This window comes from Burkholderia anthinoferrum (assembly GCF_002925705.1).
Classification (GTDB): Bacteria; Pseudomonadota; Gammaproteobacteria; order Burkholderiales; family Burkholderiaceae; genus Burkholderia; species Burkholderia semiarida.
Map to the genome: position 1 here is coordinate 20,033 of NZ_LFZP01000045.1, position 24,546 is coordinate 44,578.

At 67.5% G+C, this 24,546-nt stretch carries 24 protein-coding genes; 13 read left to right on the top strand and 11 right to left on the bottom strand.

Annotation, left to right across the window (positions count from 1 at the left end; all coding sequences use genetic code 11):
- Window positions 1-72 precede the first annotated feature (72 nt).
- The gene (locus C5F75_RS16585) at window positions 73-1,251 is read right to left on the bottom strand and encodes a UbiH/UbiF family hydroxylase (protein ID WP_059577057.1); all 1,179 of its coding nucleotides are present in this window, start codon (window positions 1,249-1,251) and stop codon (window positions 73-75) included.
- Window positions 1,252-1,498: 247 nt separating this feature from the next.
- Here C5F75_RS16585 and ychF point away from each other — a divergent pair, with 247 nt between their 5' ends.
- Window positions 1,499-2,593 (top strand): redox-regulated ATPase YchF, encoded by a 1,095-nt coding sequence (gene ychF, locus C5F75_RS16590; RefSeq protein WP_006482062.1) that lies wholly within the window; start codon window positions 1,499-1,501, stop codon window positions 2,591-2,593.
- A 107-nt stretch (window positions 2,594-2,700) separates the two neighbouring features.
- Entirely contained in the window at window positions 2,701-3,126 is a 426-nt protein-coding gene (locus C5F75_RS16595; RefSeq protein ID WP_059577060.1) for a lysozyme inhibitor LprI family protein, read from the top strand.
- A 280-nt stretch (window positions 3,127-3,406) separates the two neighbouring features.
- On the opposite strand, the gene gabP is transcribed toward C5F75_RS16595, so the two are convergent.
- The 3 genes from gabP to C5F75_RS16615 form a co-directional block, all read right to left on the bottom strand.
- Complete coding sequence (gene gabP / locus C5F75_RS16600) at window positions 3,407-4,798, bottom strand: GABA permease (RefSeq protein WP_059577062.1); 1,392 nt, start codon at window positions 4,796-4,798, stop codon at window positions 3,407-3,409.
- Between the two features lie 375 nt (window positions 4,799-5,173).
- Window positions 5,174-5,518: an MmcQ/YjbR family DNA-binding protein gene (locus C5F75_RS16610; RefSeq protein WP_059577066.1), complete on the bottom strand. Its 345-nt coding sequence runs from the start codon at window positions 5,516-5,518 to the stop codon at window positions 5,174-5,176.
- Window positions 5,519-5,599: 81 nt separating this feature from the next.
- Window positions 5,600-6,865 carry an MFS transporter gene (locus C5F75_RS16615; protein ID WP_059577069.1) on the bottom strand — a complete coding sequence of 422 codons (1,266 nt, stop codon included), beginning with the start codon at window positions 6,863-6,865 and terminating at the stop codon, window positions 5,600-5,602.
- A 193-nt stretch (window positions 6,866-7,058) separates the two neighbouring features.
- Between C5F75_RS16615 and gcvA the strand changes: the two genes are divergently transcribed.
- The 3 genes from gcvA to ettA all read left to right on the top strand — a co-directional run bounded on the left by gcvA (window position 7,059) and on the right by ettA (window position 10,223).
- On the top strand, window positions 7,059-7,976 hold the full coding sequence (gene gcvA / locus C5F75_RS16620; protein WP_104012458.1) for a transcriptional regulator GcvA: 918 nt from the start codon (window positions 7,059-7,061) through the stop codon (window positions 7,974-7,976).
- Window positions 7,977-8,075: 99 nt separating this feature from the next.
- On the top strand, window positions 8,076-8,384 hold the full coding sequence (locus C5F75_RS16625; protein WP_059577075.1) for a DUF3761 domain-containing protein: 309 nt from the start codon (window positions 8,076-8,078) through the stop codon (window positions 8,382-8,384).
- A 171-nt stretch (window positions 8,385-8,555) separates the two neighbouring features.
- Complete coding sequence (ettA, locus tag C5F75_RS16630) at window positions 8,556-10,223, top strand: energy-dependent translational throttle protein EttA (RefSeq protein ID WP_006494122.1); 1,668 nt, start codon at window positions 8,556-8,558, stop codon at window positions 10,221-10,223.
- A gap of 133 nt (window positions 10,224-10,356) precedes the next feature.
- On the opposite strand, the gene C5F75_RS16635 is transcribed toward ettA, so the two are convergent.
- The 4 genes from C5F75_RS16635 to C5F75_RS16650 form a co-directional block, all read right to left on the bottom strand.
- The gene (locus C5F75_RS16635) at window positions 10,357-10,980 is read right to left on the bottom strand and encodes an HAD family hydrolase (protein ID WP_104012459.1); all 624 of its coding nucleotides are present in this window, start codon (window positions 10,978-10,980) and stop codon (window positions 10,357-10,359) included.
- The gene (locus C5F75_RS16640) at window positions 10,977-11,528 is read right to left on the bottom strand and encodes a cysteine hydrolase family protein (protein WP_059640129.1); all 552 of its coding nucleotides are present in this window, start codon (window positions 11,526-11,528) and stop codon (window positions 10,977-10,979) included. Before C5F75_RS16640 ends, C5F75_RS16635 begins: the two co-directional genes overlap by 4 nt.
- A 68-nt stretch (window positions 11,529-11,596) precedes the next feature.
- A complete protein-coding gene (locus tag C5F75_RS16645; protein ID WP_059577083.1) occupies window positions 11,597-13,411 on the bottom strand; it encodes an aminopeptidase P family protein in 1,815 nt (604 codons plus the stop codon).
- An 18-nt stretch (window positions 13,412-13,429) separates the two neighbouring features.
- Window positions 13,430-13,684 carry a DUF1129 domain-containing protein gene (locus C5F75_RS16650; RefSeq protein WP_059640126.1) on the bottom strand — a complete coding sequence of 85 codons (255 nt, stop codon included), beginning with the start codon at window positions 13,682-13,684 and terminating at the stop codon, window positions 13,430-13,432.
- Window positions 13,685-13,855: 171 nt separating this feature from the next.
- Between C5F75_RS16650 and C5F75_RS16655 the strand changes: the two genes are divergently transcribed.
- From C5F75_RS16655 to C5F75_RS16685, 7 genes are all read left to right on the top strand, one after another.
- Window positions 13,856-14,620 (top strand): response regulator transcription factor, encoded by a 765-nt coding sequence (locus C5F75_RS16655; protein WP_060965515.1) that lies wholly within the window; start codon window positions 13,856-13,858, stop codon window positions 14,618-14,620.
- Between the two features lie 26 nt (window positions 14,621-14,646).
- The gene (hemA, locus tag C5F75_RS16660; protein ID WP_059577092.1) at window positions 14,647-15,945 is read left to right on the top strand and encodes a glutamyl-tRNA reductase; all 1,299 of its coding nucleotides are present in this window, start codon (window positions 14,647-14,649) and stop codon (window positions 15,943-15,945) included.
- Between the two features lie 92 nt (window positions 15,946-16,037).
- On the top strand, window positions 16,038-17,120 hold the full coding sequence (gene prfA / locus C5F75_RS16665; RefSeq protein WP_104012460.1) for a peptide chain release factor 1: 1,083 nt from the start codon (window positions 16,038-16,040) through the stop codon (window positions 17,118-17,120).
- Window positions 17,121-17,127: 7 nt separating this feature from the next.
- Window positions 17,128-17,970 (top strand): peptide chain release factor N(5)-glutamine methyltransferase, encoded by an 843-nt coding sequence (gene prmC, locus C5F75_RS16670; RefSeq protein ID WP_104012461.1) that lies wholly within the window; start codon window positions 17,128-17,130, stop codon window positions 17,968-17,970.
- Between the two features lie 67 nt (window positions 17,971-18,037).
- Entirely contained in the window at window positions 18,038-18,349 is a 312-nt protein-coding gene (gene grxD / locus C5F75_RS16675; RefSeq protein ID WP_006477066.1) for a Grx4 family monothiol glutaredoxin, read from the top strand.
- A 24-nt stretch (window positions 18,350-18,373) separates the two neighbouring features.
- On the top strand, window positions 18,374-18,970 hold the full coding sequence (locus C5F75_RS16680) for a UbiX family flavin prenyltransferase (RefSeq protein WP_059577100.1): 597 nt from the start codon (window positions 18,374-18,376) through the stop codon (window positions 18,968-18,970).
- Between the two features lie 202 nt (window positions 18,971-19,172).
- Entirely contained in the window at window positions 19,173-19,964 is a 792-nt protein-coding gene (locus C5F75_RS16685; RefSeq protein WP_099316025.1) for a DODA-type extradiol aromatic ring-opening family dioxygenase, read from the top strand.
- Window positions 19,965-20,074: 110 nt separating this feature from the next.
- Here the strand turns inward: C5F75_RS16685 and C5F75_RS16690 are convergent, their stop codons facing one another.
- On the bottom strand, window positions 20,075-21,673 hold the full coding sequence (locus C5F75_RS16690) for an APC family permease (RefSeq protein WP_059577105.1): 1,599 nt from the start codon (window positions 21,671-21,673) through the stop codon (window positions 20,075-20,077).
- A gap of 419 nt (window positions 21,674-22,092) precedes the next feature.
- On the opposite strand from C5F75_RS16690, the gene C5F75_RS16695 reads away from it, so the two are divergent.
- Window positions 22,093-22,296: a cold-shock protein gene (locus tag C5F75_RS16695; RefSeq protein ID WP_006477070.1), complete on the top strand. Its 204-nt coding sequence runs from the start codon at window positions 22,093-22,095 to the stop codon at window positions 22,294-22,296.
- Window positions 22,297-22,400: 104 nt separating this feature from the next.
- Here the strand turns inward: C5F75_RS16695 and C5F75_RS16700 are convergent, their stop codons facing one another.
- Together C5F75_RS16700 and C5F75_RS16705 are read right to left on the bottom strand one after the other, a co-directional pair.
- Entirely contained in the window at window positions 22,401-23,651 is a 1,251-nt protein-coding gene (locus tag C5F75_RS16700; RefSeq protein ID WP_104012462.1) for an Hsp70 family protein, read from the bottom strand.
- 194 nt (window positions 23,652-23,845) lie between these two features.
- On the bottom strand, window positions 23,846-24,451 hold the full coding sequence (locus C5F75_RS16705) for a nitroreductase family protein (RefSeq protein ID WP_059577111.1): 606 nt from the start codon (window positions 24,449-24,451) through the stop codon (window positions 23,846-23,848).
- Between the last annotated feature and the right edge of the window lie 95 nt (window positions 24,452-24,546).

Genomic DNA, 24,546 nt, shown 5'->3' on the forward strand with positions numbered 1-24,546 from the left:
CAATCGGAGTGCTCGGCACAGTGTACGCCGTTATGGAACCGTCTCCGACCCGTGCAGCGGCAGAAGGTTCGATCAGCCGAGCGCGGCCGACACGAGCCAGCGCTTGACGAGCGGCTGCGCGCCGACGAACGCCATGCCCGCATTGCGCACCGCCTTCGCGAGCGAGCCGGGCACCGCGAACAGCCGCTGCAGGCCGTCGGTGGCGACCATCAGCGCGCGGATGTCCTCGCGGCGCGAACGCTCGTAGCGGCGCAGCAGCACCGTATCGCCGAGATTCCGGAAGCTTTCCTTGCCCGCGATCGCGTCGGCGAGCGCGGCGACGTCGCGCAGGCCGAGGTTCATCCCCTGCCCCGCGAGCGGGTGGATCAGGTGCGCGGCATCGCCGACCAGCGCGACGCGCGGCGCGATCAGCTTGTCGACCGTCTGCAGCGCCAGCGGGAAGCCGGCGGCCGGCGTCACGCATTCGAGCGTGCCGAGCTGGCCGTGCGACACGCGCTCGACCTCGGCCGCGAGCTGCGCCGGATCGAGCGCCAGCAATTCATCCGCATGCGCGGTGTGCGCGGACCACACGAGCGACACGTGGCCGTCCGGCAGCGGCAGCAGCGCGACGATCTCGCCTTCGTGGAACCACTGCCAAGCCGTCTCGCGGTGCGGCCACGACGCCTTGAAGTTCGCGACGACGCCCGTCTGCCGGTAGTCGCGCCGCTCCACCCTGGCCCCCATTTGGGAGCGCACCCACGAATGCGCGCCGTCGGCGCCGACGACGAGATCGGCCTCGAGCACCTGCCCCGACGACAGCGTGAGCACGGCCGCGTCGTCGCGCACGTCGAAACCCTGCGCGCGCGCCTCGAACCACGTGAGGTTCGGCTGGAACCGCAGCGCGGCGTCGAGCGACGCCTCGACCAGCGACGACTCGGCGATCCATGCGAGCTGCGGCACGGACGCCTGGTAGGCGGAGAAATGCAGCTCGGCATGCGCGTCGCCATACACGCGCATGTCGTAGACCGGCGCGAGCCGGCCGTGGTCGAGCGCCTGCCACACCCGCAGCCGCTCGAGCAACGCCTGTGAACTGGACGACAGCGCGTAGACGCGCGTGTCGAACGCGAGATCGGCGGGGCGCGGCGTGGCCGGCTGGGCGAGCAAGGCTGTCTTGTAGCCGGACTGGGTCAGCGCGAGCGCGGCCGTCTTGCCGACGAGCCCGCCGCCGACCACGGCGACGTCGAAGGTGTGGTGGGCAGTCATGGCGGGCATTATAGCCGCGGGGCCAAACCCTTACGCGGCCGGACTTTGCGGGAAATCAGCAGAATCGCAGGCGCGGTGCGCGGGCGCGGCGGCGCGCCGCATCGGCCGTTCGGCGCCAGCCCGGAATCCGGGGCGCCGGCACGGTACAATAGCGTCTTTGACCGTCGGCCCGCCGCGCTCCACGCGCCGGCCGCCCTTTTTTCCCGCGCCGCCGTGCCCTGTCCGGCCGCGCCGCCTCACCCGTCCGAAGGATTCCATGAGTCTCAAATGCGGCATCGTCGGCTTGCCCAACGTCGGCAAGTCCACCCTGTTCAACGCGCTGACCAAGGCCGGCATCGCCGCCGAGAACTACCCGTTCTGCACGATCGAGCCGAACGTCGGCATCGTCGAAGTGCCGGATACGCGCCTGAAGGCGCTCTCCGAAATCGTCAAGCCGGAGCGTGTCGTGCCGGCCGTCGTCGAGTTCGTCGACATCGCGGGCCTCGTCGCGGGCGCGAGCAAGGGTGAAGGCCTCGGCAACCAGTTCCTCGCGAACATCCGCGAAACCGACGCGATCACGCACGTCGTGCGCTGCTTCGAGGACGAGAACGTCATTCACGTCGCCGGCAAGGTCAGCCCGATCGACGACATCGAAGTGATCAACACCGAACTCGCGCTCGCCGACCTCGGCACCATCGAGAAGGCGCTCACGCGTTATTCGAAGGCGGCGAAGTCGGGCAACGACAAGGAAGCGGCGAAGCTCGTCGCGGTGCTCGAGAAGGTGCGCGCGCAACTCGACCAGGGCAAGGCCGTGCGCGGCCTCGCGCTGTCGGACGACGAACAGGCGCTGATCAAGCCGTTCTGCCTGATCACCGCGAAGCCGGCGATGTATGTCGCGAACGTGAAGGACGACGGCTTCGAGAACAATCCGCACCTCGAGGCGGTGCGCAAGTACGCGGAAAGCGAAAATGCGCCGGTGGTCGCCGTGTGCGCGGCGATCGAGGCGGAAATCGCCGATCTCGACGACGCGGACAAGGAGGCATTCCTCGCCGACATGGGCATGGAAGAGCCGGGCCTCGACCGTGTGATCCGCGCGGGCTTCAAGCTGCTCGGCCTGCAGACCTACTTCACGGCGGGCGTGAAGGAAGTGCGCGCGTGGACGATCCACATCGGCGATACCGCTCCGCAGGCGGCCGGCGTGATCCACACCGACTTCGAGCGCGGCTTCATCCGCGCGCAGACGATCGCGTTCGACGACTTCGTCACGTACAAGGGCGAGCAAGGCGCGAAGGAAGCCGGCAAGATGCGCGCGGAAGGGAAGGAATATGTCGTGCACGACGGGGATGTGATGAACTTCCTGTTCAACGTTTGAGCGAATCTCCCAGGCGTAAGGCAATTCACGGAAAACCCCTTGCGGCCATAGTGCCGCAAGGGGTTTTCCGCTTAATGCTCCCAGCATCATTCCGCTAGCAGGCCACGATGACGAAGCACTGCCTATGGCTGTTCATGGCGGTTTCGGCTGCCGCACTCGCCGACCCGACACCGGCCGACGAGATATCCGCGCGCAGCGGTTTGCCGGCCAGTGAAGTCACCGCGCTGTTGAACCACTGCGACTCGAGCCAAACCGGCATGAATTTCTGCGCCTGGCGCGATCAGATCGTTGCCGAACGCGAATTGCAGCACGTTATCGACGAAGAGGTCCGCGCGCACCCGGAGCGCAAAACGTCGCTCGAGGCGCGGATCTCAAAATGGAAGAAGGCGCGAGACGCCTCATGCGAAAGGTCCGCACGCAAGGAATGGGGTGGAGGATCCATGCTTCCTGCGGCGGTAGCGATCTGTGCGACGGCATCGACGAAGAAGATGACGAAGACACTGTCCTCGACGCGGGATCAGGCCCCATCCTGATGTAAAGATGCGAACACACGCGAACGTGGTCGCTACTGCGCACCGGCACAGCAGCCGCGCTTCGATACCGGCCGACGCAGAGCATAGCCCGTCGGCCGCTTCAATTACCGCGACGGGCGCGACGAATCGGATTTGATCCGGCGCGCTTCAGTAGCGTTGCCCGATCGTTGATCCCGCAACGACATCCTGCCAATCGCGGAATAAAAACGGCCCGACCGGCAAACACCGATCGGGCCAAGTTTCACGGCGCGGGCTTTCCGCCCGCCATCACGTCACGCCATCACGTCGCCGACACGCGCCGCCCTTCACCCGCCCGCGCATCGCGCCCCCGCTTGTTCAACCACGACGCAAGCAGCACGAGCAACGCCAGCACGGCCGTCGCGCCCACTTCCATCCGATGATCCTCGCTGACGAACATCACGGTCAGCGTGCCGCAGATGAACAGGATCACGGCCCACGTGAGCCACGGGAACAGCCACATCCGCAGCGTCAGGTCGGCGCCGCCCGATTCGAGCGTCTTGCGCATCCGCAGTTGCGAGACCGCGATCACGAGATACACGAGTAGCGCGATCGCGCCCGACGTCGCGAGCAGGAACCCGAACACCTGCTCCGGCATCAGGTAGTTCGCGATCACGGTCAGGAAACCGAACGCGGTCGACGCGAGCACGGCCGCACGCGGCGTGCCGGTCGAATCGGTGCGATGCAGGAACGCGGGCGCGTCCTTGCGCCGGGACAGCGAGAACAGCATCCGCGACGCCGTGTACAGCGCCGAATTCAGGCAGCTCGCGACCGATACGAGCACGATCACGTCGATGATCGCCTTCGCGTTCGGGACGCCGATCAGTTCCATCGCGCGCTGATACGAACCGTGCTTCGGCAGCAGCGGGTCGTTCCACGGCACGATGGCCGCGACGACGAGGATCGAGCCAAGATAGAACAGCGTGATACGCCAGATGACGGAATTCGTCGCGCGCACGATCTGGCGTTGCGGGTTGTCCGATTCGGCGGCCGCGATCGTCACGATCTCGGTGCCGAGGAACGAGAACATCGTCGTCAGCATCGCCGCCAGCACCGCGCTCGCGCCGTGCGGCATGAAGCCGTCATGCACGAACAGGTTCGACACGCCCGACACGGCCGGTGCCGGAATGATGCCGACGATCGCCGCGCCGCCGATGCACAGGAACACGATGATCGCGACGACCTTGATCAGCGCGAACCAGAATTCGAATTCGCCGTAGTTCTTGACGGAAAAGAGATTGGTGACGGTGAGCAGCAGCGTGATGCCGAGCGCGAAAATCCACGTCGCGATGTCCGGGAACCACGCATTGAGGATGGTCGCGGCGGCGGTCGCCTCGATCGGGATCACCAGCACCCAGAACCACCAGTACAGCCAGCCGATCGTGAAGCCGGCCCAGTGGCCGATCGCGCGATCGGCATAGGTCGAGAACGACCCGCTGTCCGGATGCGCGACGGCCATCTCGCCGAGCATGCGCATCACCAGCACGACCAGCACGCCCGCGATCGCATACGCGAGTATCGATGCCGGCCCGGCTTCCGCGATCGCGTGCCCGGAGCCGACGAACAAGCCCGCGCCGATCACGCCGGCAATCGACATCATCGTTACGTGACGCTGCTTCAGGCCCGTGCCGAGGCCCGTGTTGCTTCCACTCATCTGTCTCTCTCCAAAAAACGGTTCCGGTACGACCGGTGTCGCGTGAAGGCGGCGCGGGGAGTTGTCGTTCTTGGGTCCGGCCGCGGCCGCGCATGCGTCGCACGTGGGCATGGGCCGGATGGGGCCGCTCCGGTGGGGTCGTCCGCGCAGTCTGCGAAGCTGCGGGTGCGATGCGGCGCGCCAAGCGCCGGCGCATCGCGTACGCCCGTTCCGTCGGCTGTCGTCAGCCGCCTTCGAAGCGAAGGAGTGTAAGCACCAAACGGTTCTTCACTAAGAACCAATTGAGGAATTTCGATGGAACCACTCATTGCATCGATACGCACCGATGCAAGGTTTGATTGGTTCCGGCGCCGGCTCGAGCGCGGGGCGCGCCATTCAGTTCGCGTCGCGGGCAGCTTCGTCCCGCCACTTCGCCGGCACGATCGCGAGCCATTCGCGCAGAAGCAGTTTTTTCACGGCGTCGGGGCGCGCGGCCGACAGGCGCACCAGCACGATCGGCCAGCCGACATAGTGATCGGTCACGTAGTACACGTCGGGCGCCGACTCGATCAGCCATGCACGCTCGTCGGGGCCGACGCCCTTCACGACGAGCGTGTCGCCGTCCTCGCGCAGCCGCGCGAGCAGCTTGCCCTTCACCTTGAGCGCGGGCGTGCCGTACGACGTGCCTTCCTCGACGCCGCGCCATGCCAGTGCGATCTGCCGGACTTCGTCGAATGTCACGATGCCTCCCCGACCGTACGCCGATGGTTGACGGTCCGGCTACCCTACCGGAAACCGCGCGACACGCCCAGCCGCGCGGCGCTATGCGCCGGTCGCACGCGCGGCGGCCGGCGCACGCCCGGTGGTTGCGACGATCGCGAACGCAATCGCATTCGCGGCGGCGCTCGCGAGGATCGGCACGAGATAGCCGCCGCCCGCGTCGTAGATGAAGCCGGCGGCGGCCGGCCCGATCAGCGTGCCGAACGCGACGCTCGTGTACAGAATGCCGATGATCGCGCTCACGTTGCGCCCGCCGAAATAGTCCATCACGACGGCCGGCAGCACGGCGACCCAGCCGCCGTAGAACACGCCGAACACGAGTGCGAACGCGGCCAGCGTCGCGACGGTGCCGGCGCCCGCCCATGCGACGAGCGCGACGGCCATGCCGGCGAACATCGCGAGCAGCGATGCGCGGCGGCCGAAGCGATCGGCGAGGCCGCCGAGGAAGAAGCGGCCGGCCGTGCTGCCCACGCCGATCGCGCCGAGCAGCAGCACGGCCGTCGACGGCGCGACGCCATGATCGAGCGCGTACGGCACGAGGTGAACGAACGGGACGAACACGCCGAACGAGCAGACGAGGCAGGCCGCGTACAGGCTCGCGAACGGCCGCGACGTGACGGCTTCGCGGACCGTCGCGCCGGCATGCACGTTCGCACCGGTCGACGCAGCAGCGGCATCCCGACTGCCGCCGCCGGGTGCGTCGCCGTCCGGCAGCAATCCCCGCCTGCGCGGATCGTTCTCGATCAGCAGCGACATGCCGGCTCCCAGGACGATCACGAGCGCGGCCAGCGTGAAGTACGCGCCGCGCCAGCCGACCTGCGCGATCAGCGCGGACGCGAGCGGCGGCATCACCAGCGTGCCGACGCCGATCCCGGCGACCGCGAGCCCCGACGCGAACCCGCGCCGGCGCACGAACCAGCGCTGCACCGCACCGACGGCCGGCACGTACGCGCTGCCCACGCCGAACCCGACACCGAGCCCGTACGCGACATAGACTTGCAGCAGCGTATGCGCCGCGCCGGCGGCCGCGAGCCCCGCGCCGGTCAGCAGCATCCCGGCGACGGCGAGCCGTCGCGAGCCGAAACGATCGGCCAGCGGCCCGCTGACGATGCCGAAGCCGAAGTACAGGAAGCCGGCGAGCGAGAACACGAGCGAGATCTGGCCGCGCGACGCGGCGAAATCCCGCTGCAACGATTCGACGAACGCGCTGAACGTATACGCGCTGCCGAATCCGACGAACGTGACGGCGAACGCGGCCGCCACCACGTACCAGCCGTAGAAAAGGCGCGACGCGCCCGGGCGGTTCATGACGATGCTCCTCTCAGGTTCGACCGGCTGCCGCGCGGCAGCCGGGTTGCTCCGTGGATATAGTTGAACTATGTTGATCGCAGCGACTGCCGACATGCGACCGCAAAACAAGCGATCAGACGCATCAACGGTACTCGCGCGCACGCGCCGCCTCAAACGATATTTCGTCGACCTTTCGCTTTAGAAAAACTGAATGAATCGTTCCCGCCTGCCGCCGCTCAACGCACTGCGCGCCTTCGAAGCCGCGGCCCGCCACCTGTCGGTGAAGTCGGCGGCCGAGGAGCTGTCGGTCACGCCGGGCGCGGTGAGCCAGATGATCCGCGTGCTCGAGACGCATCTCGGCGTGCAACTGTTCGAGCGCGTGAACCGCGGGATCCTGCTGACGGCCGCCGGCCGCGACTACCTGCCGCCCGTGCGCAACGCGTTCCGGCAGATCGCCGATGCGTCGCAGCGCGTGTCGGGCGCCGCCGACAGCGGCGTGCTGACGGTGAGCGTCACGCCGTTCTTCGCGTCCGCATGGCTCGTCCCGCGCCTCGCGCAGTTCCGGCAGGCGCGCCCGGACGTCGACCTGCAGGTCGTCACGAGCCACGCCCTCGCGGATTTCGCGCGCGACGGCGTCGACGTCGCGATCCGCCACGGCCTCGGGCGTTACATCGGGCTGTGCGGCGAACGCCTGCTGACGGTGGAAATCGTCGCGCTCGCGTCGCCCGAACTCGTCGCGCGGCTCGGCATGCCGGCGACGCCGGCCGCGCTCGTCGGCTGGCCGCAGTTGCACGACGCCGAACGCAAGGGCTGGCACATCTGGTTCGGCGCGCAGCGGATCGACGATTTCGGGCCGCCGCGCGGCCCCGCGTTCGACGATTCGGGCCTGCTGCTGCAGGCGATCGTCGCGGGCCAGGGCGCCGGGCTGCTGCCGGCCGCGATGGTGCGCGGCGAGCTGGCGAGCGGCCGGCTCGTGCAGCTTGCCGATACCGCATGGCTCGACGATTTCGCGTACTACCTCGTCTATCCGCCGCATCATGCGGAACGGCCGAAGGTTGCGGCGTTCCGCCGGTGGATTCTCGATGCCGCGCAGACCGACGGCGCGGCGTCGATGTCCGGCGCGGCGTAGCGTCGCGCGGCGCCACGGCGCCGATCCGCTAACATGCGGCGCGGGCGGTCGGCTCGACATCGCCCGGTATCGATAACAACGAACGGAACGAGAGAGACCATGCGTGCCCTGCTCCGCCGCGCGACACACGTCGCGACCCTGTCCGCCGCGCTCTTCGCCGCGGGCGCCGCGTTACCCACGCCGGCACATGCCTATCGCGCGTCGCCCGGCCACGGCAACGAAGCCGATCTCGACCGTCACGACACGTATCGCAACCGCGACGGCGAAACCGTGCATGCGCCCGCGCATTCGAAATCGGGCCGCGTGCCGGACGGCGCGAGCGCACGCTGCCGCGACGGCACGTACAGCTTCAGCCGCCACCGGCGCGGCACGTGCTCGGGGCACGGCGGCGTCGCCGCGTGGCTGTGAGCGCGGGTCGGCCGAATGGCCTGCGCCGTGCCAGCGGCAGCCCGCAGCGAAGTACAATACGCGCTCGCACCGCCGCGCCCCGCGCGGCACGCTCCGTACCGAATCACCCGACGCCGCCACGCCCGCGCGCGCTGCGCGGCCGTCTCAACCACTTCTGACTTTCACACCGAAATGGCCCAATACGTTTTCACGATGAACCGGGTCGGCAAGATCGTGCCGCCCAAGCGCCAGATCCTGAAGGACATCTCGCTGTCGTTCTTTCCCGGCGCGAAGATCGGCGTGCTCGGCCTGAACGGCTCGGGCAAGTCGACGCTGATCCGCATCATGGCGGGCGTCGACAAGGACATCGAGGGCGAAGCCACGCCGATGCCGAACCTGAACATCGGCTACCTGCCGCAGGAACCGCAGCTCGATCCGACGAAGACCGTGCGCGAAGCCGTCGAGGAAGGCCTCGGCGACCTGTTCCAGGCCAACAAGAAGCTGGAAGAAATCTACGCGGCCTACGCCGAACCGGACGCCGACTTCGACGCGCTCGCGGCCGAGCAGGCGAAGTACGAGGCGATCCTCGCGTCGAGCGACGGCGGCAGCCCCGAGCAGCAGCTCGAAGTGGCGGCCGACGCGCTGCGCCTGCCGCCGTGGGACGCGAAGATCGAGCACCTGTCCGGCGGTGAAAAGCGCCGCGTCGCGCTGTGCAAGCTGCTGCTCGAAAAGCCCGACATGCTGCTGCTCGACGAACCGACCAACCACCTCGACGCCGAATCGGTCGACTGGCTCGAGCAGTTCCTGGTGCGCTTCCCGGGCACCGTCGTCGCGGTCACGCACGATCGCTACTTCCTCGACAACGCGGCCGAATGGATTCTCGAACTCGACCGCGGCCACGGCATTCCGTGGAAGGGCAACTACAGCAGCTGGCTCGACCAGAAGGAAGAGCGCCTGAAGCAGGAAGAAGCGTCGGAATCGGCACGCCAGAAGGCGATCAAGAAGGAACTGGAGTGGGTGCGCCAGAACCCGAAGGGCCGTCAGGCGAAGTCGAAGGCGCGTATCGCCCGCTTCGAGGAACTGAGCAGCCAGGAATACCAGAAGCGCAACGAAACGCAGGAAATCTTCATTCCGGCCGGCGAACGCCTCGGCAATGAAGTGATCGAGTTCAAGAACGTCAGCAAGTCGTTCGGCGACCGCCTGCTGATCGACAACCTGAGCTTCAAGATTCCGGCCGGCGCGATCGTCGGCATCATCGGGCCGAACGGCGCCGGCAAGTCGACGCTGTTCAAGATGCTGACCGGCAAGGAACAGCCGGATTCGGGCGAAGTCGTGATGGGCCCGACGGTGAAGCTCGCGTACGTCGACCAGAGCCGCGACGCGCTCGACGGGTCGAAGACGGTGTTCGAGGAAATCTCGGGCGGCGCCGACGTGCTGACGGTCGGCAAGTACGAAACGCCGTCGCGTGCGTACATCGGCCGCTTCAACTTCAAGGGCGGCGACCAGCAGAAGATCGTCGGCAACCTGTCCGGCGGCGAGCGCGGCCGCCTGCATCTCGCGAAGACGCTGATCTCGGGCGGCAACGTGCTGCTGCTGGACGAACCGTCGAACGACCTCGACGTCGAAACGCTGCGCGCGCTGGAAGACGCGCTGCTCGAATTCGCGGGTTCGGTGATGGTGATCTCGCACGATCGCTGGTTCCTCGACCGGATCGCGACGCACATCCTCGCGTTCGAAGGCGATTCGCAGGTCACGTTCTTCGACGGCAACTACCAGGAGTACGAAGCCGACAAGCGTGCGCGCCTCGGCGAGGAAGCCGCGAAGCCGAAGCGTCTGCGCTACAAGCCGATCAGCCGCTGAGCGGCGCGGCCCAGGCAACCGGCGCCGCGCTCACGCGGGGCCGGCGCCGAAGCGGGCCGCAACCGGCACGGCACAACGAAGAAGCGGGCTCATGGCCCGCTTTCTTTATCCCGCCCGGCGCTCGCCCCGACGCTTACGCGAGCGCGCCCAGTTCGCGGAGCCGCGCCTCGGTCGCCGCGGCGCTCGTGTGATGAATGCCATGCCAGCCGAGCGCCGTCGCGGCCGCCGCGTTGTGTGCGTTGTCGTCGATGAACACGAGCTCGTGCGGCGCGATGCCGGGCAGGTGCGGCTCGATCCGCGCATGCATCTCGCGGTAGATTGCCGGATCGGGTTTCACGAGCTTCACGCGGCCCGACACGACGATGTCCTTGAACCGGCGCAGCACCGGGAAGTTGTCCCAGGCATACGGAAACGTCTGCGCGGACCAGTTGGTCAGCCCGAACAGCGGCATCCGCTGCGCGTCCAGCCGGTCGACGAGCGCCGCACCCTCGTCCAGCACGCCGCCGATCATCTCGTGCCAGCGCGCGTAGAACGCGCGGATCAGCGCCTCGTGCTCCGGAAACTTCGCGACGAGTTCGGCCGTGCCTTCCTCGATCGTCTGCCCGCCGTCCTGGCGGACCACCCAGTCCATCGCACACACGTGCGTGAGGAACCAGCGGCGCTCGGCATCGTCGGGAATCAGCTCACGGTAAAGGTACTCGGGGCTCCAGTCGATCAGCACGCCGCCGAAATCGAACACCACTGCCTTGATCGTCATGCGAACTCCGTGGCGAGCACGTCCGCGAGCGGCCGCGGCGTCACCGCGTTGCCGGACAGCGAATTGTTGTTCCAGATGAAGTGGTGGTGCGCGACGATCTGCGCCGCCGACAGATGGGCGCGCTCGTTCGTAGTGTGCAGGTCGGACACGACGGTCGTCCGGTAGCCGAGCAGCGCGGCACGGCGCGCGGCGGAATCGACGCAGAACTCGGTCGCATAGCCGCAGATCAGCACCGAACGGATGCCGTGGCGATCGAGCTGCGCCGCGAGCGGCGTGTCGTGAAACGCATCGCTTGCCTGCTTGCGCACGCGCCAGTCGGCTCGACCGACGACCAGCCCCGCATGCAGTTCCCAGCCCGGCGTGCCGGGCACGATGTCGTCGTCCGCGTCGCCGTCGTGCTGCACGAAGCACACCGGCGCGTTCGCCGCGCGCGCCGCCGCCGTCAACCGGTTGATGCCCGACACCACGTCGTCGAGCCGGTACGCGGGCTGCGCCCGCTCCACCAGCCCGCGCTGCATGTCGATTACGATCACCGCGGTGTCCGCCATTGCCTTCCCTCGCTGTGATCGTCCGGCCGTCGTTCGATCGTTGCCGAATCGCGATCCGGCACGTTGCGTCAGATCGGCTGCGTGCGCGCGTCGAGCCACGCCTTCGCGTCGCCGCTCAGGTGCCGGCCGACGCGCTCGCGCACCGTCGCGTGATACGTGTTCAGCCACGCGCGCTCTTCGTCGTGCAGCATCTCGATCAGCACGCAGCGCGTGTCGATCGGGCACAGCGTCAACGTCTCGAACGCGAGGAAATCGCCGAATTCCGTCTGCCCGGCCGCCCGGTTCACGACGAGGTTCTCGATCCGGATGCCCCACTGGCCCGGACGGTACACGCCCGGCTCGATCGACGTGATCATCCCCTCTTCCATCGCCGTGTACGGCTCGGCCGGCGCATAGTGCGAAATGACCTGCGGGCCCTCGTGCACGTTCAGGAAGTAACCCACGCCATGCCCGGTGCCGTGACCGTAGTCGAGGCCGGCCGCCCACATCGGCGCGCGCGCGATCGCGTCGAGCATCGGCGAGCGGATGCCGCGCGGGAAGCGGGCGCGCGACAGCGCCATCATCGACTTCAGCACGATCGTGAAATCGCGCCGCTGCAGGTCGCTGACGGTGCCGACCGGCACGACGCGCGTGATGTCGGTCGTGCCCGTCACGTACTGGCCGCCCGAATCGATCAGCAGCAGGCCGTCGCCGGCGATCGTCGCGTGCGACTCGCGCGTCGCGTGGTAGTGCGGCATCGCGCCGTTCGCATTGAAGCCGGCGATCGTCGCGAAACTCGCCGATACATAGCCGGGCCGGCGGGCGCGCGCGGCCGTGAGCTTCTCCTCGATCGTCAGCTCGGTGATGGTCTCGCGATTGACGGCCTGTTCGAACCACGCGAAGAATTCGGCAAGCGCGGCGCCGTCGTGCTCCATCGTCACGCGTACGTGCTCGATCTCGGCGGACGTCTTGCGCGACTTCGCGAACGTCGACGGATTCACGGCCTCGACGAGCTTCACGCCGGCCGGCACGGCCTGGAGCGTGCCGAACGTCACGCGGCGCGGATCGATCAGCAGCGTCGCGCCGTCGGGCAGCGCCGCGAGCGCCGCGCGCGCGGCGTCGTAGGCGCGGACGTCGACGCCATCCTGCGCGAGCGACGCGGCCAGCGCCGGCGACACCTTGCCGTCGGCGACGAACAGCGTCGCGCGATCGGCGCCGATCATTGCGTGCGCAACGAACACCGGATTGAAGTTGACGTCGGCGCCGCGCAGGTTGAACAGCCACGCGAGATCGTCGAGCGTCGACACGAAGTGCCATTGCGCGCCCTGCGCGTGCATCGCGCGGCGCACTTCGGCGAGCTTGCTCGCGCGCGTCGTGTCCGCCTGCGGCGCCACGTGCTCGAAAACCGCATCGCCGGGCAGCCCGGGCCGCTCGGGCCAGATCGCGTCGAGCAGGTCGACGTCGGTACGCAGCGCGATGCCGCGCGCGCTCAGCGCGGCCGTCAGCGCGCGCGCGGCCGCGACGCCGAGCACGGCGCCGTCGACGCCGACCGTCGCGCCCGCCGCCACGTTCTGCGCGAGCCAGTCGACGTGCGGCGCGCTCTGCTGTCCGCCCGTCATCTTCATCAGCTGCACGCCGGTGCCCGCCAGCTCGGCGTCGGCCTGCACCCAGTAGCGGCTGTCGACCCACAACCCCGCGAAATCCGCGGTCACGACCAGCGTGCCGACCGAACCCGTGAAGCCGGACAGCCAGCGGCGCGCCTGCCAGCGTTCGGGCAGGTATTCGGACAGATGGGGATCGGCGGACGGCACGAGATAGGCGGCCAGATTCTCGCGGGCCATGGCGCCGCGCAGCAGCGCGAGGCGGGCCGGCACCGGCGAGACTTCGGGAAGACGGGCATTCATGATTTCACCTGAGAGCATTCAGCGACGGGCCGACAACGCGACCGTCACGGCTACGGCGACGAACGCGACGCCGGTGCAGACCGGCCATTCGAGCGTCTCGCCATCGTAAAACAGTCCCGAGAGATTGCCGACCATGCGGGCGGCGGCCGCGCCCACGATGCCGACGAGCACCGCGATCCACCACGCCGGCCGGCCCGTGCGCCGCATCGGGTGCAGCCAGCGGCCGAACAGCCCGACGGCCGCTCCCAGGACAAGGATTCCAAACCAGTTCATTCGACGCCTTCTATAAATTCAGATTCGTCCCATAGGCGTGAACGTTGCCAGCGGCTAGCATCGATTCATTCATCGAACCCGAGACCAACCGGGCGCCGCGAACGTTCGAGTGTAGGGGCCGACTCGACGTTATGGCAAGCGCGCGCCTGCTGCCGTATTGAAGAAATTCTCATGCGAATCGCTCTGATCGATCCCGAGTCGCGCCATGCCGCACTCCTGAACCGCCTGCTCTTCGCGGGCGGTCACGTGTGTCACGCATTTGCGTCCAGCGCCGCATTCTTCGCGTGGCTCGCCGCCGACAACACCTGCGACATGCTGGTCACGGGGCACTGGGCCGGCGACCAGCCGGCGCAGGAAGTCATTCCGCGCGCGCAAGCGGTCCTGCCCGGGTTGCCGGCCATCGCCGTGATGCCGTCGGCGCGAGAGAGCGAAATCGTCTCGTGCCTGCACGCGGGCGCCGACGATTGTCTCGTGCGCCCCGTGAGCGGGCCCGAGCTGCTCGCGCGCGTCAACGCGCTGATCCGGCGCGCCGGCGTACGCCGCGCACCCGCCCGCTCGCGCGAAATGTATGGCGAATACGCATTCGACGCCACGCATTGCCTCGTGCGTTTCGACGACGCAATCGTTTCACTGACGCCGAAGGAGTTCCGCTTCGCGCAGTTATTGCTCACGAACGTATCGCGGCCCGTGTCGCGCGCCCATATCCTCGAAACGGTGTGGGGGCGCCGCCGCGACATGAAGTCGCGCACGCTCGACACGCACGCGTCCCGGCTGCGCAGCAAATTGCAACTGCTTCCGGAGCGCGGCTACCGGCTGTTGCCGCTCTACGGCTTCGGCTATCAGCTCGACCGCGTGCCGATCGAACCCCCAAATTCGCGGCCCCGCCACGCCGATGGCCGGTACGCAGCGAGTGAGGAAATCACCGAAACGCTATAATATGGGGCTAAACGATAGCCCTCGATATGCAACTCCTCACGATCGGAATCAACCACCACACTGCGCCTGTCGCCCTGCGCGAACGCGTGGCGTTTCCGCTCGAGCAGATCAAGCCGGCTCTCGCCACGTTCAAGAACGTGTTTCTCGGCCCGCAGGCGCCCAATACGCCCGAAGCGGCGATCCTCTCCACCTGCAACCGCACCGAACTGTATTGCGCGACCGACGATCGCGCGGCCCGCGAAGGCGCGGTCCGCTGGCTGTCGGAGTATCACCGGATCCCGGTCGACGAGCTCGCGCCGCACGTCTATGCGCTGCCGCAGTCGGAAGCGGTCCGGCACGCGTTCCGCGTCGCGTCCGGCCTCGACTCGATGGTGCTGGGTGAAACCCAGATTCTGGGCCAGATGAAGGACGCCGTTCGCACCGCGACGGAAGCCGGCGCGCTCGGCACCTATCTGAACCAGTTGTTCCAGCGCACGTTCGCGGTGGCCAAGGAAGTGCGCGGCACGACCGAAATCGGCACGCAGTCGGTGTCGATGGCCGCCGCCGCGGTTCGCCTCGCGCAACGGATCTTCGAAAAGGTGTCGGATCAGCGCGTGCTGTTCATCGGCGCCGGCGAGATGATCGAGCTGTGCGCGACGCACTTCGCCGCGCAGGGCCCGCGCGAACTCGTCGTCGCGAACCGCACGGCCGAACGCGGCCAGCGGCTCGCCGAACGCTTCAACGGTCGCGCGATGCCGCTGGCGGATCTGCCTACCCGCATGCACGAATTCGACATCATCGTGTCGTGCACCGCATCGACGCTGCCGATCATCGGCCTCGGCGCGGTCGAGCGCGCGGTGAAGGCGCGCCGCCACCGGCCGATCTTCATGGTCGACCTCGCGGTGCCGCGCGACATCGAGCCCGAAGTCGGCAAGCTGAAGGACGTGTTCCTGTACACCGTCGACGATCTCGGCGCGATCGTGCGCGAAGGCAACGCGTCGCGCCAGGCCGCGGTCGCTCAAGCCGAGGCGATCATCGAGACGCGCGTGCAGAATTTCATGCAATGGCTCGACACGCGCAGCGTCGTGCCGGTGATCCGTCACATGCATACGCAGGCCGACGCGCTGCGCAGGGCCGAAGTCGAGAAGGCACAGAAGCTGCTCGCGCGCGGGGACGATCCGGCCGCCGTGCTCGAAGCACTGTCGCAGGCGCTGACCAACAAGCTGATCCACGGTCCGACGAGCGCGCTCAACCGCGTCAACGGCGCCGATCGCGATTCGCTGATCGACCTGATGCGCGGCTTCTACCAGCACGCGCCGCGCTCGAACGACCAGTCCGGCCACTAGCGCCGCCCGGTCGCCCTGCCGCCGTCGGCCGTTGTCCCGCCGCCGGCCTATCCTTTCCGAATACCCCTTGCCCGGGAGCGCCGCTCCACACCATGAAGACGAGCATGCAACGCAAGCTCGACCAGCTTTCCACCCGGCTGGCCGAACTCAACGACCTGCTGAGCCGCGAGAACGTCACGGCCGACCTCGACCAGTACCGCAAGCTGACGCGCGAACATGCGGAACTCGGCCCGGTCGTCGAGCAATACGCGTTATGGCGCCAGTCGCGCAGCGACGAGACGGCCGCGCAGGAACTGCTCGCCGATCCGTCGATGCGCGATTTCGCGGAAGACGAAATCCGCAGCGCGCGCGAGGGCATGGCGCGCCTCGAGACCGAGCTGCAGAAGATGCTGCTGCCGAAGGATCCGAACGACGACCGCAACATCTTCCTCGAAATCCGCGCGGGCACGGGCGGCGACGAATCGGCGCTGTTCGCGGGCGACCTGCTGCGCATGTACCTGCGCTTCGCGGAACGCCAGCGCTGGCAGGTCGAGATGATGTCGGAAAGCCCGTCGGATCTCGGCGGCTACAAGGAAGTGATCGTGCGGATCGCGGGCCAGGGCGCGTATTCGCGCCTGAAGTTCGAATCGGGCGGCCATCGCGTGCAGCGCGTGCCGGCCACCGAGACGCAGGGGCGCATCCATACGTCCGCGTGCACGGTCGCCGTGATGCCGGAAGCCGACGAGATCGGCGAGGTCGAGATCAATCCGGCCGACCTGCGCATCGACACGTTCCGCGCGTCCGGCGCGGGCGGCCAGCACATCAACAAGACCGATTCGGCGGTGCGCGTCACGCACATCCCGACCGGGATCGTCGTCGAGTGCCAGGACGACCGCTCGCAGCACAAGAACAAGGATCGCGCGCTGAAGGTGCTCGCCGCGCGCATCAAGGACAAGCAGTATCACGAGCAGCACGCGAAGGAAGCCGCGACGCGCAAGAGCCTGATCGGCTCCGGCGACCGCTCGGAGCGAATCCGCACGTACAACTTCCCGCAGGGCCGGATGACCGACCACCGGATCAACCTGACGCTGTACCGGCTCGAGGCGATCATGGACGGCGATCTCGACGAACTGATCGGCGCGCTCGTCACCGAGCATCAGGCCGAGCTGCTCGCGTCGCTCGGCGACACCGACTGAGGCCGCAATGTCCGACGCCACCGCCGACGCCCTGCTGCGCACCTCGCCGCTCGACCCGGTCGATGCACGCGTGCTGCTCGCGCACGCCCTCGGCTGGACCCGCACGCAACTGATCACGCGCGGCGACGCGCCGCTCGACGCGGCCGCGGTCGAACGCTACCGCGCGCTCGAAGCGCGCCGCGTCGCCGGCGAGCCCGTCGCGCAACTGGTCGGGATGCGCGAGTTCTTCGGCCGCCCGTTCGACGTGACGCCCGACGTGCTGATCCCGCGCCCCGAGACCGAGCTGCTCGTCGAAGCGGCGCTCGATGCGATCGACGGGCTGCCGCATGCGGCCGTGCTCGATCTCGGTACCGGCAGCGGCGCGATCGCCGTGTCGATCGCAGCCGAGCGCCCCGACGCGCGCGTGTGGGCGCTCGACCGTTCGCCGGCCGCGCTCGCGGTCGCGCAACGCAACGCCGACAAGCTGCTCGACGCGCACCGCCCCGGCGGCCCGCTGCGCTGGCTGCAGAGCGACTGGTACGCGGCGCTCGATCCGGCGCTCGCGTTCGATACGATCGTCAGCAACCCGCCGTACATCGCGCAGCACGATCCGCACCTCGCGCAGGGCGACCTGCGTTTCGAGCCGCGCGGCGCGCTCACCGACGATGCCGACGGCCTCAGCGCGATCCGCACGATCGTCGCGGGCGCCGGCGCCTGTCTGAAACCGGGCGGCACGCTGTGGATCGAGCACGGCTACGACCAGGCCGAAGCCGTCCGCGCGATCCTGGCGTCGCACGGCTTCGTCGCGGTGGAATCGCGCGCCGATCTCGCCGCCATCGAACGCACGACCGGCGGCCGCCGGCCGGGCTGATGGCCGGCCCGCCCGGTTGAAATCCGCTATCATTTCGATCTAACGCCCCGCAAACGCAAGGTCAGTCATGGACACCCAACAACGTATCAAGCAAATCGTCGACGAAAACCAGGTCGTGCTCTTCATGAAGGGCAACGCGCAATTCCCGATGTGCGGCTTCTCGGGCCGCGCCGTGCAGGTGCTGAAGGCCTGCGGCGTCGACCAGTTCAAGACGGTCAACGTGCTCGAGGACGACGAAATCCGCCAGGGCATCAAGGCATTCTCGAACTGGCCGACCATCCCGCAGCTCTACGTGAAGGGCGAATTCATCGGCGGCTCGGACATCATGATGGAGATGTACCAGTCGGGCGAACTGCAGCAACTGTTCGCCGCCGCCTGACGCGCGGCACCCGCCCCCTTTTCGATGGCATCTCCCAGCGCGCCGCCACGCCGGCTGATCATCGCGATCACCGGCGCCACCGGCGCGATCTACGGTGTGCGGCTGCTCGACCTGCTGCGCGCCGCCGGCGGCGTCGAAACGCACCTGCTGATTTCGAACGCCGGCTGGCTCAACATCCAGCATGAACTGAAGCTGCCGAAGGCCGACGTCGAAGGCCGTGCGGACGTCGTGCATTCGGTGCGCGACGTCGGCGCGACGATCGCGTCGGGCTCGTTCGCGACCGACGGCATGGTAATCGCGCCCTGTTCGATGAAGACGCTCGCGAGCGTCGCGCACGGGCTGTCCGACAACCTGATCACGCGCGCGGCGGACGTCACGCTGAAGGAGCGCCGCCGTCTCGTGCTGATGGTGCGCGAAACGCCGTTCAACCTCGCCCATCTGCGCAACATGACCGCCGTCACCGAAATGGGCGGCATCGTGTTCCCCCCACTGCCCGCGTTCTACGCGATGCCGAAGACGATCGAGGAACTCGTGGACCAGACCGTCACGCGTGTACTCGACCTGTTCGCGCTCAGCGCTCCGCAAACGACGCCGTGGGCCGGTATCCGGCACGCGCAGTAAGCTACGCCTCTTCAGCGCGCATTTCCGCCGATCCGCACCGCAACGCCTTCTATTTCACGCGATCCGATGCGAACTGGCACCCGAAAGCCGGACCTCGACGCAATTATCAACGCTCAGGCGTCAATCAAATTCCGGAACGCCAGTTTATCAATTCACGGTACGCGCCTATAGTCAGCGGCAAACCCTTTTGCAGGTCACCATCATGAACCGCTTGCCTTCGCTGTACCTGTCTCACGGCGCCCCGACGCTGCCGATCGACCCGACGCTGCCGTCCGGCGCGTTCACGCACCTCGGCGCCGAATTGCCGCGCCCGCGTGCGGTGCTGATGCTGTCCGCGCACTGGGGCACGCAACAGCCGGTCGCGAGCGTCGCCGCGCGTCCCGACACGATTCACGACTTCTACGGATTCCCGCAGGCGCTGTACGACATCCGCTATCCGGCGCCGGGCGCCCCCGACGTCGCCGAGCGCGCGGCCGCCCTGCTGAACGCGGCCGGCATCGCGACCGCGACGACCGAGCACGGCCTCGATCACGGCGCGTGGGTGCCGATGCTGTTGATGTTTCCGGAAGCCGACGTGCCGGTCGCGCAGTTGTCGATCCAGCCGCGCGCGAACGCCGCGCATCACTTCGCGCTCGGCCGCGCGCTGCGGCCGCTGCGCGACGAAGGCGTGATGGTGATCGGCTCGGGCCAGATCACGCACAACCTGCGCGCCGCCGACTTCGGCGCGGCGCCCGAGGACGCGGACCCGCGCGTCGCGGAATTCACCGACTGGTTCGAGGCGAAACTTGCGTCGCGCGACGTCGACGCGCTGCTCGACTACCGCCGGCAGGCACCGCACGCGGCGCTGATGCATCCGACCGACGAGCACCTGCTGCCGGTCTTCACGGCACTCGGTGCGGCGGACGACGACTACCGGCTCGGTATCCAGTCGCTCGGCACCTACCAGCGCGTGCTCGCGATGACGAACTACGTGTTCGCGAACGCCGGCGCCTGAACCTGGACGGCGGCGCGACCGCCGGCCAGCAAAAAGCCCGTCCGAGCATCGCTCGGACGGGCTTTTTTCACTGCATCCTGCCGCCGCCGAATCCGGCGGCAGGCCGGGCGTCAGACACCGACGCCTTCGAGAATCTCGTCGTGCGACTCGCGCTCGTCGAGATACTGGGTCCGGTAACCGGTATTCACGCCCCAGAAGTAGAACACCAGCGAGATCGCAGCGACGATCAGCATGTCCCAGCCGTACGGCAGGTAGCCGTAGCCGCCGAATTCCTTGCTGCCGATCAGCGACAGCACGGCCATCGTCGGCAGGTACGCGACCAGCCACCACGCGGCCTTCAGGTCGGCGCCCCAGCCGGTCCAGCCCGACTTCGCCTGGAAGTAGAAGTACACCGGCAGCGCGACGATCATCAACAGGATGATTTCGCCGGTCAGCGGCCACTTCGCCCAGTACAGGATCAGCGACGCGCACACGAACGCGAACGGGGCGATCAGCTTCATCAGCGGAATCGACAGCGGACGCTCGATGTCGGTCGCCGCGCGGCGCAGCGCCATCAGGCTGATCGGGCCCGTCAGGTACGAGATCACCGTCGCGACCGAGATCACCGCCGCGAGCGAACTCCAGCCGCGGAAGAAGAACAGGAAGATGAACGACACGAGCAGGTTGAACCACATCGCCTGACGCGGCACGCCGTAGATCGGGTGCACGTTGCCGAACATCTTCGGCATCGTGTTGTTGCGCTCCATCGCGTAGATCATGCGGGTCGTCGTCGCCATGTAGGTCGTACCGGTGCCGCTCGGGCTGATGAACGCGTCGACGTACAGCAGGATCGCGAGCCAGTTCAGGTTCAGCGCGATCGCGAGTTCCGCGAACGGCGACGAGAAGTCGAAGTGCGCCCAGCCCTTCGCGACGTCCGCCGGGTTCACCGAGCCGATGTAGGCCATCTGCAGCAGCACGTAGATCACGAGCGCGAGCAGGATCGACGTGATCACCGCGAACGGCACGCTGCGCGACGGATTGCGCGCTTCACCTGCCAGGTTCACCGGGCTCTGGAAGCCGTTGAACGCGAACACGATGCCGCTCGTCGCGACCGCGGTCAGCACGGCCGACCAGCCGTACGGCGCGAAGCTCGCGTTGGAGGCGGTACCGAGGTTCTCCGAATGGAAGCTCGTCAGCATCAGGCCGAGGATCGTGAGGCCCGGGATCAGGAACTTGAAGATCGTGATCGCGGTGTTCGCCCGCGCGAACGCCTTGACGCCCCAGTAGTTCAGCATGAAGTAGATGACGACCAGCACGGCCGACAGCAGCAGGCCTGGGGTCGTCAACTCGCCGTTCACGAACAGCGCGTGCGCCCATGGATACGGCCACGTGCTCATGTACTGGATCGACGCTTCGGCCTCGATCGGGATCACGGATACGATCGCGATCCAGTTGGCCCATGCACTGATGAAACCCACCAGCGAACCGTGCGAGTAGCGCGCGTAACGCACCATGCCGCCCGACTCGGGGAACATCGCGCCCAGTTCCGCATACGTCAGCGCAATCGCGAGAATGACGACAGCGCCGATGATCCAGGCGCAGATCGCCGCCGGACCGGCGATCTTCGCGGCTTTCCAGGCACCGAACAGCCAGCCCGAGCCGATAATCGAACCCAGCCCCGTCAGCATCAATGCAAACGGGCCGATGTTCCGTTGAATAGAACTCTTCACATCCTCTCCTGTGTCTCAAAAAGCATGGTCGGCCTGCTGTCCGGGATCGGCTCGGACTGCACCGCGCACGCATTCTTGGGGGGACGGTTACCCGATCGGGGCAACCCGTCCACGCGGCGCGTAGTTTAACGGTTGCACCTTAAACGTGGCGCCAAAATCGATCGCCCCCTACAAAAAATTCGCATCGCTTGCAAGCTTTGTAAACCTGATCTCCGCATTAACCCTGATAGCATGGGAATACGGTTGACCGTCAGACGGATTAGCCGTATAAAGGACTTCGCAGGATTTCAAGTGGCGAGTGAATTGGTTCTTTCGTAGTTCGCCCATCAACGGTACTCCGGTTGGTCCTATTACCCCTTCCTTGATTTTCCGCACCCCATGGGCTTCGGCCCCGTTTTATCTTTTTAGGAACAAGTAACATGGCAACCGGTACCGTCAAGTGGTTCAATGACGCAAAGGGCTTCGGCTTCATCACCCCGGAAGGCGGCGGCGACGATCTGTTCGCGCACTTCTCGGAAATCCGCGTCGAAGGCTTCAAGACGCTGCAAGAAAACCAGAAGGTTGAATTCGAAGTGAAGACGGGCCCGAAGGGTCTGCAAGCTGCGAACATCCGTCCGGTCTAAGCTTGGCGCGATCATTCGTGTAAAAAAGCCCCGCTTCGGCGGGGCTTTTTGTTTTTGGGCGCCGATCGTCCGGCCGGCGTGGCGACCTTTTGGCCGCCCGCCCTTCAGCCGAACAATCGCTGCGCGTGAATGCCGAGGCCCGTCGCGACACTCGCGAGGCGATCGCCGAACACCGGCTGCGCATCCGGGAACGCGCCGGCGAGCGCCCCCGACAGGAACGCGAGCCCCGTCGAACCGCCGGTGAAATACAGCGCACCGACATCGCGCGGCGCCACGCCCGCGAGCCGCACCGTCTCGCGCGCGGCGTCGACGATGCGCGCGGTGTCGTCGCGGCTCGCCTCGACGAGGCGATCGGCGTCGAACGCGATCTGCAGATCCTCTTCCACGTCGTTCAGGTCGATCATCGTCTCCCCGCCCGCCGCGACGCCGATCTTCGCTTCTTCCGCCCGCGCCATCAGCGCGTGCCCGAGCCGCTGCTCGACCACGCTCGTGAGCCGGTCGTACTGCCGCACGTCCTGATACAGGTGCTTCATCAGCTTCAGCTCGCCGATTCGCTTCGGCGTATAGACGGTGTTGATCAGGTGCCAGGTCGCGAGATCGAAGTAGATCTTGTTCGGCAGCTCGCGCCCTTCCGGGTCGAGCGAACGATAGCCGAATGCAGGCAGGATCGCCGCGAGCTCGACGCGCCGGTCGTAGTCGGTGCCTGCGACGTGCACGCCGTGGTGCGCCAGCACGTCGTCCTTGCGCTCCAGCCGCGCCATCCGCTCCGGGCCGACACGCACGAGCGAGAAGTCGGACGTGCCGCCGCCGATGTCGGCCACGAGCACGAGGCGCTCCGCCGACTGGCGCGACTCGTAGTCGAACGCGGCGGCGATCGGTTCGTACTGGAAGTAAACGTGCGCGAAGCCGACCGATCGCGCGGCCGCCTCGAGCTGATCCTGGGCGAGGCGGTCGGCGCGCGGATCGTCGTCGACGAAGAACACCGGCCGGCCGAGCACCGCGCGGCCGATCGGCGCGCCCGCACACGCTTCGGCCTTGCGCTTCAGGTGCATCAGGAAGCGCGCGATGATTTCGGTGTACGCGATCGCGCTGCCGTCGCCGAGATCGGTGGTCGTTTCCGCGAGCGGCGAGCCGAGGATGCTCTTCATCGAGCGCATCAGCCGGCCGTCGAAACCGTCGATATAGGAGGCCAGCGCCGCCCGGCCGTATTCGACCGTCTCTTCGTCGTTGTTGAAGAAGATCGCGGTGGGCAGCGTCAGGTGGTCGCCCTCGACGGGCGCGAGGCGCATGCCATCGCCGTCGGGCAGCGCCACGGCGGAATTGGACGTGCCGAAATCGATCGCGCAGTAAGTCATGGGAAATTGCCGCAGCAGGGCCGGCGCGAAAACGGAAAGGACGGGCTTTTTAACATGAAGCCCGCGGGATCACAACCGGGGCCGGCCGCCGGCGCCGCGCAACGGTCGCCGGCGGCGACGGCGCGCCGCGTGGCGCGCCGGGGGAACCTGCGCGGTGCAGGATGCGCGGCGACGCACCCTGCCCGCCCGCGCGGTCAGGCTGCCGCGTCGAAGCTCTTCTTCCAAGCACCCGCGTAGACGACTTCGCCGATCGCATGGCGCGTGCGCGGCGCCTTCTCGCGATCGCGCAGCACGGGATCGAGCTTGTCGACGTTGCCGTAGTGGCCGAGCGAGATGATCGACACGATCGCGACGTCCGCCGGAATCGCGAACGCGTCGCGGAATGCCTTCGCGTCGAAACCGCTCATCTGATGCGCGGCGAGGCCGAGCGCGTGCGCCTGCAGCACCAGCGACATCGCGGCGGCGCCGGCGTCGTACAGCGCGGTCGGCGCCGGCTCGCCCTTCGGCGTGAGCGTGTGCGCGGTCACGGCGATGAGCACTGGCGCCGGCGCATTCCAGCCCTGGTTGAACGGCACCAGCGTCGCGAACGCGCGCTTGAACGCGTCTTCGTCCTGGGTGCGATCGAATACGATGAAACGCCACGGTTGCGCGTTGTACGCGGACGGGGCCCAGCGTGCCGCTTCGAGCACCGCGTGGAGATCGCCGGCGCTGACGGGTTCATCCGAATACGCGCGCGGGCTCCAGCGGCCCGCGATCAGATCGTGAATCGAAACAGTGGTGGGAGCAGGTTTGACGGACATGCGGTTCCTCGCTGACATCGATGAAGGGGCGCGAACGCCCCGGCGAACAGCAAGCATACCTGCTTGAACGGTTGCGCGCCCGATCCTGCCGCGCT

What these genes read in the sequence shown, in the direction of transcription:
- C5F75_RS16585 (WP_059577057.1), bottom strand. Translation starts at nt 1,251, where the DNA reads ATGCCCGCCATGACTGCCCACCACACCTTCGACGTCGCCGTGGTCGGC.
- ychF (WP_006482062.1), top strand. Translation starts at nt 1,499, where the DNA reads ATGAGTCTCAAATGCGGCATCGTCGGCTTGCCCAACGTCGGCAAGTCC.
- C5F75_RS16595 (WP_059577060.1), top strand. Translation starts at nt 2,701, where the DNA reads ATGACGAAGCACTGCCTATGGCTGTTCATGGCGGTTTCGGCTGCCGCA.
- gabP (WP_059577062.1), bottom strand. Translation starts at nt 4,798, where the DNA reads ATGAGTGGAAGCAACACGGGCCTCGGCACGGGCCTGAAGCAGCGTCAC.
- C5F75_RS16615 (WP_059577069.1), bottom strand. Translation starts at nt 6,865, where the DNA reads ATGAACCGCCCGGGCGCGTCGCGCCTTTTCTACGGCTGGTACGTGGTG.
- gcvA (WP_104012458.1), top strand. Translation starts at nt 7,059, where the DNA reads ATGAATCGTTCCCGCCTGCCGCCGCTCAACGCACTGCGCGCCTTCGAA.
- C5F75_RS16625 (WP_059577075.1), top strand. Translation starts at nt 8,076, where the DNA reads ATGCGTGCCCTGCTCCGCCGCGCGACACACGTCGCGACCCTGTCCGCC.
- ettA (WP_006494122.1), top strand. Translation starts at nt 8,556, where the DNA reads ATGGCCCAATACGTTTTCACGATGAACCGGGTCGGCAAGATCGTGCCG.
- C5F75_RS16635 (WP_104012459.1), bottom strand. Translation starts at nt 10,980, where the DNA reads ATGACGATCAAGGCAGTGGTGTTCGATTTCGGCGGCGTGCTGATCGAC.
- C5F75_RS16640 (WP_059640129.1), bottom strand. Translation starts at nt 11,528, where the DNA reads ATGGCGGACACCGCGGTGATCGTAATCGACATGCAGCGCGGGCTGGTG.
- C5F75_RS16645 (WP_059577083.1), bottom strand. Translation starts at nt 13,411, where the DNA reads ATGAATGCCCGTCTTCCCGAAGTCTCGCCGGTGCCGGCCCGCCTCGCG.
- C5F75_RS16650 (WP_059640126.1), bottom strand. Translation starts at nt 13,684, where the DNA reads ATGAACTGGTTTGGAATCCTTGTCCTGGGAGCGGCCGTCGGGCTGTTC.
- C5F75_RS16655 (WP_060965515.1), top strand. Translation starts at nt 13,856, where the DNA reads ATGCGAATCGCTCTGATCGATCCCGAGTCGCGCCATGCCGCACTCCTG.
- hemA (WP_059577092.1), top strand. Translation starts at nt 14,647, where the DNA reads ATGCAACTCCTCACGATCGGAATCAACCACCACACTGCGCCTGTCGCC.
- prfA (WP_104012460.1), top strand. Translation starts at nt 16,038, where the DNA reads ATGAAGACGAGCATGCAACGCAAGCTCGACCAGCTTTCCACCCGGCTG.
- prmC (WP_104012461.1), top strand. Translation starts at nt 17,128, where the DNA reads ATGTCCGACGCCACCGCCGACGCCCTGCTGCGCACCTCGCCGCTCGAC.
- grxD (WP_006477066.1), top strand. Translation starts at nt 18,038, where the DNA reads ATGGACACCCAACAACGTATCAAGCAAATCGTCGACGAAAACCAGGTC.
- C5F75_RS16680 (WP_059577100.1), top strand. Translation starts at nt 18,374, where the DNA reads ATGGCATCTCCCAGCGCGCCGCCACGCCGGCTGATCATCGCGATCACC.
- C5F75_RS16685 (WP_099316025.1), top strand. Translation starts at nt 19,173, where the DNA reads ATGAACCGCTTGCCTTCGCTGTACCTGTCTCACGGCGCCCCGACGCTG.
- C5F75_RS16695 (WP_006477070.1), top strand. Translation starts at nt 22,093, where the DNA reads ATGGCAACCGGTACCGTCAAGTGGTTCAATGACGCAAAGGGCTTCGGC.
- C5F75_RS16700 (WP_104012462.1), bottom strand. Translation starts at nt 23,651, where the DNA reads ATGACTTACTGCGCGATCGATTTCGGCACGTCCAATTCCGCCGTGGCG.
- C5F75_RS16705 (WP_059577111.1), bottom strand. Translation starts at nt 24,451, where the DNA reads ATGTCCGTCAAACCTGCTCCCACCACTGTTTCGATTCACGATCTGATC.